Origin of the sequence: Geminocystis sp. CENA526, from assembly GCF_050753365.1 — a bacterium.
In the GTDB taxonomy this organism is placed as follows: Bacteria; Cyanobacteriota; Cyanobacteriia; order Cyanobacteriales; family Cyanobacteriaceae; genus Geminocystis.
The window spans coordinates 1-9417 of record NZ_JBLZFY010000132.1 but is presented as its reverse complement, the minus strand read 5'-3'; the positions used below and the strand labels follow the sequence as shown (position 1 = coordinate 9417).

The following is a 9417-nucleotide window of genomic DNA, read 5'->3' as shown; positions in this document are numbered from 1 at the left end:
AAATAAAAAATTAAATCAATTTAGATATTGAAATCATTAAATTAATATAGTTTATCGTCATTTTCAATCGGGTAAAAATAATTATTGGAGAAGTCTAATGATGCACAATAAATTGCAAGATAATTGTCAATAACAAAATAATACTCTCGATCGAACCTTAAAATTTGTAAGATTTCATAAAAACTGTTACTTTTTTTGTGAGAATCTTGCTTAGAGTATCCCATAAAGGTTAAGTTATATATTAATTTTAAATTCTGTCATGGAAATTATATGAGAATTTTAGTCACAGGCGGTGCAGGATTTGTCGGCTCACATCTAGTCGATCGACTTATGGAGCAAGGACATGAAGTATTATGTTTAGATAACTTTTACACGGGTACAAAAAACAATATTCTACAATGGCTTAATCATCCTCGTTTTGAGTTAATTCGTCACGATATTACCGAACCCATCAGATTAGAAGTAGATCAAATTTACCATTTAGCTTGTCCTGCTTCCCCCATTCATTATCAATTTAACCCCGTCAAAACCATCAAAGTTAACGTCATGGGTACATTGAATATGTTGGGATTAGCAAAACGGGTTAAGGCTAGATTTTTGTTAGCTTCCACATCTGAAGTATATGGCGATCCAGATGTACACCCCCAACCCGAAGAATATCGGGGCAATGTAAATTGTATTGGTATTCGTAGTTGTTATGATGAAGGTAAACGAGTTGCCGAAACTCTATCCTTTGATTATTATAGAGAACACAATGTAGAAATTAGAGTCGCTCGAATTTTCAACAGTTTAACAGGGGATCAAAAAGTTATTTATTATCAGGGAAATCAACTTTACTATGAAACTTTTGCTGATTGTTTCGATCGAATTAATAATAACATAGAGAATGTATTTGTTCCCTGTTTTAATGAAAATAATCAAACGGTTTTAAAACCGATTTCTGCTATTTGGAAACATCCCGTAAAAAAACGAGGTTATGTGATTCAAACTACTTGGGGAAAAGAAGTCAAAATTACTGAAGATCATAGTTTATTTACTAGAGATGAAAATGGCTTACCTCAAGCAGTTTTTGGCAAAGATTTAAAAGTAGGAGATTACATTGCGATTCCTCGCCATATTCCCTTTATGGATAAGCCTTTTACGCCCTTTTTTATAGCGGATAAATTGCCCTCAGATGGTTTAGGAATAGTTAGTAATAATATTATTAGTTATCTGGAAAAATATCACGAAGAAATCCGTAATTATCTCTCTTTTTGTGGTGTTAACTCAAGGCAACATTGGGTAAAAATTAAACGTTTTGAAGCCCATAATAAAATGCCCGTTGCTTTATGGAATCATTTAAAATTACCCGCCGATAATAAATCTTTCCTGAAAGCTCAATATTCTAATCTCAGAATCAAAAACTATATTCAAAATATCGATGAATTTCTCTGGTTTTTAGGATTTTATTTAGCAGAAGGATGTTTAGTTTATCGTCATGGTGATTATCAACTTTTATTCAGTTCTAATATTAAATATTTGGAAAAACTTATCCAAATTACTGAGAACTTATTCGGTTATAAAGCCAAAATTCGTCATGATAAAAATAAAGCTCCATCAGTGTGCATTAATTCTAAAATTATTGTTCAATTAGTTGTTAATTATTTAGAATTTGGTCAAGAATTAAGTACTAAAAAAGATATACCTAATTGGATATTACAGTTACCTAAAAATCAGTTAATTCATTTCTTACATGGTTTTTGGGAAGGTGACGGAAACCATGATGCTAAAACTACTGGCAAATTATTAATATTTAATAGTTCTAGTAAAAAAATTATTGAAAAGCTAGTTTTAATTTTAGCAAAATTTGGGATTGTGGGTAGTGTTTCTAGTTTCCTAACTAAAGTCAAAAAAGGAGATTGTAAAAAATATCAAAGTTATAGAATAACAGTTCAAGGGTTAGACAATTATGACTTATTACAGTTAGATAAAGCAAATCAAAAACTACAAGCAAAAACAACAGAAGACATCGCTTGGGCAACGGTAAAACACATAGAAGAATTTATCATTGATGATTATGTCTATGATTTTTCTGTACCTGAATACGAAAATTTCATTGGTGGTACTTATGGCATTTTCTGTCATAACACTTATGGACCTCGAATGTTAGAAAAAGATGGTAGAGTGGTTAGTAACTTTATTGCCCAAGCTATTAGAGGTATTCCTTTAACCATTTATGGTGATGGCTCACAAACCCGTAGTTTTTGCTATGTTTCTGATTTGGTAGCAGGTTTAATGGCATTAATGAATAATGATTATGTCGGTCCTGTAAACTTAGGTAATCCGGGAGAATATACCATTTTAGAGTTAGCCCAAACTATCCAAGAAATGATTAACCCCGATGCGGAATTAGTTTATAAACCTTTACCTGAAGATGATCCTAAACAAAGACAACCTGATATTACAAAAGCAAAACATTACTTAAATTGGCAACCGACTATTCCTTTGAAGGAAGGTTTACAAAGTACGATCGAGGATTTTCGTAAGCGTATTATAATTTAATTAGGGTCTGCTGAAAAAGTATTTTGATGAAGAGAGGGAAAAGCGGATTTGGGAAAAGGGAAAAGGGAATAAGTAATAAAAATAAAGGTTTTGAGACTTTGTATTGACGTATAATCACAAAGTAATTTTAAATAAAATTTAGTAAAAAATGCTCAGTTTTTCAGTAAAAATTGTGAAAATTGAACACTTTTTAGTTAATGTAGTGTGTCTAAATTCTTGATTTTAATAGTCTTCAGATTTATTCAGCAAACCCTAATTATCAGTTTTCCCAATCAGGACATTTTTCATCATCCCAACCAAAAGGGTGCATAGCACATACGAGCAAATTACCATTGTAAGTCTGACCATGATAATGGATGCACCCGACACAGGCTGGATGTTTTTGGGGATGAGGTTGTGGTTTATCATCTTGAAATAAAGATTGTAATTCGTCTAATTCATTATTTTCATCTTCATCAAATTCACGATAATTTTCATCAAGAAAAAAATCAAAAACATCGATTACGAAATCATCAACTTCCGTCAAAAATTGATTTAATTCAGTGGTTAAAGTTTCTTCAATTTCTTGAGTTAATTCATCAAGTTTTGTTTCTAACTCTCGATTAATGTGATTAGATAATGACTGTAATTGTCTTTCTACTTGATTTAACCATTGTAGTAAACTATTTTCCCAATTATCCATGTGCCTATGTAATGGTGGTGTTAAAACTAATTTGATTGTAACTGTTTTCAGTGTATTCTAAACTTTGACAATTTGTTGATTTTGAAAAGATTTAAGGGTAGCTTGAGCGACTTTCAAACTATAGGCACTATCGGTATTATTGATATATAGGGGTTTTCCTGTGCGCAAATGCTCTAATACTAAGTTAGTATCTTGGGTAAACAATCCCCGACGACTAGCAACTTCTATAGCTATCTCCTCATCACCCCGTTTTATTTTACCCTGTTCTCCATCAAATACTAATGTACCTCGATCGCCATAAATTTCTAAGGTTCGATCGTTACTTTGAAATTGATTACCCTTACCATAGGTAAGAGACACCATCATCTTGTTTTTAAATTGTAATTGAGCTTGACACCAACAAGAGGAAAAATAACCGCTTTCGGGGGCATCCCAAAAACGAGCATAACAACTAACGGAATCCACCTCCCCGAATAAATCTGTAAATCGATTGATGCGAGATACAGCCGCTACGAAGGGAAAACCATATAATTCATAATTATAAGTCCAATGAGGAACAACTTTAGGCTTGGCTAAAATAGTACTATAACGAGCTAAAAAAGGTATGCCTATTTCTGGTAAATATTGCTTAATGGCTTGGTGTACTCCTCCCAAAATCTCAATATGTTCTACATGGAGTAATTTTTGTTTTTGTCGGGCTAAGTTAATCAACTCCTGACTCTCGGAAGGATTAAGGGTTAAGGGATATTCGACAATAACGTGTTTATCCGCTAATAATGCTTGACGTACGATCGAACCATGCTCACGATTCACATTACAAATACAAATCAAATCAAGAGAAGGATGATTAACTAAATCTTGCCAACTGCCAACAGCATCAATACTATAAGTTTGACAAAAATCTTGAGTACTTTCTGAACTATGTCCAGCTACCGCCACCAAGTCAGAAAAAGGAGAATCTTGAAACGCTTCCGCCCTTCTTTTAGCCGCATATCCTGTGCCAACGATACCAACTTTAATCATTTTTTGTTCCAAACCGTAATCTATCATATATATAGCAAATAATCAATAGTGAGTTAATAAAATATAGTAAATAGTGAATGGCTATTAAAATCGCTATAGCTATCATATACCTGAGTGAACCATAAGAAGAATTAGGAATGAAGAATGAAGAATGAAGAATGAAGAATGAAAAATGAAAAATGAAGAATGAAAAATGAAAAATGAAGAATTAACAATTAACAATTAACAATTAATAATTAAAAACTCCTCACTATAAACTATTCACTATTACCTATTCACTATCCACTATTCATTACGGGAAGAGGGTTTTTTCTTGTCAGTTTTTAATAATGGTGCTGTCATACTTTCGTATAAATTAAATAGAAATTCGATGCGATTTAATTCACTGGTAAAAGGTTGTTTTCTATAGCATAAGTCCACCGCTTTGTCAAGGTTTTGATGGGCTTTTATTAAGTCATTAGGCATGGTTAATCGATCGTACAAATCCGCTAAACTACTGTCAGGATATTTATTTCTAATATCGAGGATTTTTTGAGCTAAATTTGCTACTTTTTCCCGTTGTTTTTCCGTCACATTCTCAGGGAAAGGATAGTTATTATAAACAATAGTACCAGAATAATCATAACGACTTTCTAGTCTTCCACAGACATATTTAACCCATGTCATGTGCATTTCTGAGGTTAATATACCAAATAAAAATAAGTCAGCATCAGAAATTAATTGAATTTTATTACTAGCAATAGTATCTGGAGATAAAAAACCAATAGGAATATATTTTCTTCTTTCTGATGACACTTCTGGAATGGCTAAATAATTAGTTTTAGGTTGTCTAATTTCACCAAAGAGTGTAGGAAAATTAGCTGTTTTTTGTGTTGCTTTTCTCTTACTTTCTAATCTTAATTGTTGAACATTTTTAACTCTTTCATTAACATACTTTAATTGTTTTAATTCTTGAGGTTGAATATCCACTAACCATAAACAATAGCGAGTATATCCATTAATAAATTCTTGTCCTCCTATATAGTTTTTTATCCATTTTTCTGCATTAGGTTCAAGTTTTAAAAAAACTTTTTTTTCTTTCTCAGTAAATAATAAATTTCCTCCATCATTAGGCATACTTCCTTTTATGATTTCAGGTACATTAGAAAGCGGTTTTCTACGACTGGTGATAATTAAATCATTACCTTCTGCTAAATAAGGATTGATATTTTTGACATTAATTTCAGTGGCTTCCCCCTTGATATTTTCGTAGGAAAAAAGACGTTTATTATCGATATTTTCTAAACCAAAACCAATAATAACACAATGGACACCTGCATTATTTTTAGCCTCATTACTCCAAGAAAAAGTACGGTGGGCGAAGTGAATTTTTATCTTATATTTAGTGTATAATTCCTGCCATAAAATGCCCACTTGTTCACCCTGAGAAATGGAATTAGTACTCACAAAAGCACAACGAATTTTAGTATTTTGAATAAATTGAGAGGCTTTGAGATACCATGCACAAACATAATCTAAAACACCAGCATTTTTCACCCCATTAAACACCAGATTCATGTCAGCTTTTTGCTGTAAATTTTGATAACTTTTGCCCACAAAAGGAGGATTACCTAAAATAAAATCTATGCCATTCTCCCCCTTTAGTAAGGGGGGTTGGGGGGGATTAACTAAACTTTTCCAGTCAATTTGTAAAGCGTTACCATGAATAATAGTTGCGGATTTTTTCAGAGGTAAACGGACAAAATATTGACCAAATTCTTCACTTACTTTAATATTCATTTGATGATCAATTAACCATAAAGCAACCTCTGCAATTCTCACGGCAAATTCATCGTATTCAATGCCAAAAAATCGATCGACATCTACCTTAATGAAGATATTTATATCAATAAATTGCTCTTGTTTATACAACTCTTTTAAGACTTTTATTTCTAATTCTCTTAACTCTCGATAGGTGATAATTAGGAAGTTTCCACACCCACAGGCGGGATCAAGAAATTTTAAATTAGCAATTTTTTCGTGAAATTCTTTAAGTTTATTTTGACTGTTTTTTATCTTGTCAAATTCGGTATATAAATTATCTAAAAATAGAGGTTTAATGACTTTAAAAATATTTTTTTCAGAGGTATAATGAGCGCCTAAATTACGTCTTTGAGTAGGATTCATAACCCCTTGAAACATTGAACCAAAAATAGCAGGGGAAATTTTTCCCCAATCTAAACTACAGGCTTTTAATAACATTTCTCGCATTTCACTATCAAAGGAAGCAGGAGGCAAAACTTCTTCAAATAGTTTGCCATTAACGTAGGGAAATTGGGCTAAATTTTCGTCTAAATTTTTCAGTCTTTTATTTTCTGCTTGATTTAATACATGAAAAATAGAAGCTAGGTGCATAGCTAAATCGCTTCCATCTTCTTTGGTATGTAAATCGATATATTCTTGAAAAATTCCCTTGTTAAAAATATTAGTATCGTCTGCAAATAAACAAAATAATAGAAGTGAACATTATTAACAAAGTCTTTTAATTCAAATTCGTTGATTGTGTCATTATCTAAATCATATAAACGGAATTTTTGAAAGTCGGAAACGAGAATATATTTAGGCAATTCATACTCTTTTAATCCTTGAAAATAATCTAAGGCTTGTTGATAGGCTTTATCTAAATTTTTCCCCTTAGATTTATGCTCAATTAAAATAACTCCTTGCCAAAATAAATCGATAAAACCGTGTTTATTATTTAACTTTTTGACAGATTTTTCAAAGGTAGCAACCCGTCTTCGGGAGACTCCAAAAACATGAAAAAATCCATCCCAAAATGATTTTGCTTCAGCATTTTCTGAGGTTTCATTAGCCCATTCGTGGCTAAAATTGATTGATCGATTTTTGATTTCATTCCAACTTAAAGGCATTGTTTTAAAACAGTAATATCAAGTTCGGATAATTAATTACGAATAGATTATATCTTCGCACTTACCCCACCGTGTAATGAATTACACTGCTAATAGATAACGTTCAGTAAATTTTACTAAGATTATTTTTAATTAATTTATAAGTAATCAAGCGGTCTTGATATTATTGATGAGTTTAGTTAATATTATATTAAATTTATAATGGACTTTAGTAATTAGATAAATTTGACTTGTACCGATAATTAAGTAAAAAATTCATGAATACTCAATTAGTCAATTATTTAGTAGGAATCATTAATAATCTTACTTTTGAAGAACAATCTTTATTACAAACAAAATTATCTGATCAAAATTTTAATCGATCGTCTCAAGAATGCTATCAGGAGTTATTAAAGTTGAAAGCTGAAATTTTTAAACGCAATCAAGGTAAATCTTTAAGCATAAATCCAGATGATCTTCTTTTTGAGTTACGAAATGAAAGAGATGCAGAATTAATGTCGATCGAAGTCTTAGATTTCAATAATAGTAGCTGTTCTTAATCGTAGGAAGATAATTAATGATTTGTGTTGATGCTAGTTTTATTATTCGTTTATTAGTTACGTTTAATCCTAATTCTCAGTATGATTTGTTATGGGAAAAATGGCAAAAAGAAAGATTGTCAATAATTGCTCCTAGTTTGTTAATGTATGAAGTTAGTAATGCTTTGTTTGATTGGGTACGTTATATTAATTAACATATCAATTTAATTCTTTGAGCTAATCTTTTATTTAGTATCACTATCTGAATAATTTTTTTTAGAATCTGAATGAAAGTTTGGAATGTTATTTGTTTAATTTCCATCGTACTGTTTAGTCTCATTGTTTTTCCCAGTCATACTTTAGCCGTTAGTAAGTTCGATCGACTGCATTCTTATAAACATTATATTGATGGTGTTCCAATCCCTAATATTGAAACAGAAAACATTTTAGGACCCGCAGGAGAAATTTTTAAATTTACAAGCTGTAATCGAGGTGATTTAGGATTTTCCCTAGCTTATGGTATCATTCCAGCAGGTGCTGGTCCTTTACCCCACGTTCATCACTATACAAATGAATGGTTTTGGACTCCAGAAGGAGGTATCCAATTATTAGAAACAACTCAACAGTTTCCTAACCTCAACTTTCCTCCTACCCGTGAAGAAGCAGGAAACGCCGTTATTTATAGCCTTGATGCGGAAGCAAATCAAGTATTTTATGGACCAAAATATCATATTCACGGTTTTATCAACAAAACAGAGGAAACTCATCCTTTAGTATTTATCTGGATACGAGACGAGTCTTCTCCAGAATATCCTTTAAACGATGGTGGTATTCGGGAGTATTTTCAAGAAGTGGGAATCCCCATCAAAGACTTAAATAATTTACCGCCGATTACAGACGAAGCGAAACTAAAATTTATCACTTCTGCACCTAAATACGGTATTAATCAAAGTGCCTTTTTTACTGAATATATCAAAGATTTAAGTGAGGATACCCCCGTGGAATTAGTTAAACTTTTCGATGAAGAAAATTTAATGAGGATCATTGACGCAGTTAATGCCTATAATCAAGGAGATAAATCCGTTAGTTGTTTTTAAATTATATATGAATAAAGAACTAGGAATCGCCATTTTTGGGGGATGGATTTTAGGGGTAATTTTTACAGCTTTTAAAATTCCTTTACCCGTGCCTCCCTTTCAAGGTTTAGTGGCAGCAGGAGCTGTATTATTAGGTCAAGTTACTTATACTTTTATTAAGCAAAAATTCAATTTTTAGCATTATTTTCTCACCGTAAAACAGGCATTTTGCCTGTAAAAAACCTACTATTTTTAATCGTATTGAACGAAATCAATAGTGTATTATGAAAAAGGAACAAATAATTCATTGGCAAATATTATGTTACATAAAAATGACAAAATCAACGACTTGTGCAGAAACAAAGATTTAGGTAATATCTCATAAACCGCCAAGAAATAAATTTCATGGCTTATAGCACAAGTCAGCTAAAGCGACTAATTTCAAAAGGTTTAAGTGTAACTTTATTGTATTTTTTCAAACAAGATATTTATGAAATCGCTTTAGCAGATTTTAGCTGTTAGCTTCGTCAATTTATTGCGAAGCGGTGTATGGGATATTTCGTGACATCTCCCACACTGACCTAACGGTACAGATGTGGGCTTCTTAACTTCGCAATTAAGAGTTTCTGCTTCACAGGACGGCACTAGCCTTACAGACAAGTCCACAA

6 protein-coding genes and 3 pseudogenes are annotated in these 9417 nt (G+C 31.8%); 6 read left to right on the top strand and 3 right to left on the bottom strand.

Going from position 1 to position 9417, the window contains the following annotated elements:
- Positions 1–270: 270 nt before the first annotated feature.
- Together ACN4EE_RS20610 and ACN4EE_RS20605 are read left to right on the top strand one after the other, a co-directional pair.
- Positions 271–2121, top strand: a pseudogene (locus tag ACN4EE_RS20610) (GDP-mannose 4,6-dehydratase); the annotation flags it as partial.
- Between the two features lie 3 nt (positions 2122–2124).
- Positions 2125–2541, top strand: a pseudogene (locus tag ACN4EE_RS20605) (GDP-mannose 4,6-dehydratase); the annotation flags it as partial.
- A 259-nt stretch (positions 2542–2800) separates the two neighbouring features.
- Here the strand turns inward: ACN4EE_RS20605 and ACN4EE_RS20600 are convergent.
- The 3 genes and pseudogenes from ACN4EE_RS20600 to ACN4EE_RS20590 form a co-directional block, all read right to left on the bottom strand.
- Positions 2801–3223 carry a hypothetical protein gene (locus tag ACN4EE_RS20600; RefSeq protein ID WP_431708380.1) on the bottom strand — a complete coding sequence of 141 codons (423 nt, stop codon included), beginning with the start codon at positions 3221–3223 and terminating at the stop codon, positions 2801–2803.
- A 57-nt stretch (positions 3224–3280) separates the two neighbouring features.
- Positions 3281–4273, bottom strand: a complete 993-nt coding sequence (locus ACN4EE_RS20595; protein ID WP_431708379.1) for a Gfo/Idh/MocA family protein — start codon at positions 4271–4273, stop codon at positions 3281–3283.
- A gap of 258 nt (positions 4274–4531) precedes the next feature.
- A pseudogene (locus tag ACN4EE_RS20590) lies at positions 4532–7155 on the bottom strand (DNA methyltransferase).
- 257 nt (positions 7156–7412) lie between these two features.
- Between ACN4EE_RS20590 and ACN4EE_RS20585 the strand changes: the two are divergent.
- The 4 genes from ACN4EE_RS20585 (at position 7413) to ACN4EE_RS20570 (ending at position 8948) form a co-directional block, all read left to right on the top strand.
- Entirely contained in the window at positions 7413–7694 is a 282-nt protein-coding gene (locus tag ACN4EE_RS20585; protein ID WP_431708378.1) for a hypothetical protein, read from the top strand.
- 17 nt (positions 7695–7711) lie between these two features.
- Positions 7712–7888, top strand: coding sequence for a PIN domain-containing protein (locus ACN4EE_RS20580; RefSeq protein WP_431708377.1), 177 nt, complete (start codon positions 7712–7714; stop codon positions 7886–7888).
- Positions 7889–7960: 72 nt separating this feature from the next.
- Complete coding sequence (locus tag ACN4EE_RS20575) at positions 7961–8770, top strand: cupin domain-containing protein (RefSeq protein ID WP_431708376.1); 810 nt, start codon at positions 7961–7963, stop codon at positions 8768–8770.
- Between the two features lie 7 nt (positions 8771–8777).
- A complete protein-coding gene (locus tag ACN4EE_RS20570) occupies positions 8778–8948 on the top strand; it encodes a hypothetical protein (RefSeq protein WP_431708375.1) in 171 nt (56 codons plus the stop codon).
- The last annotated feature ends 469 nt before the right edge of the window (positions 8949–9417 follow it).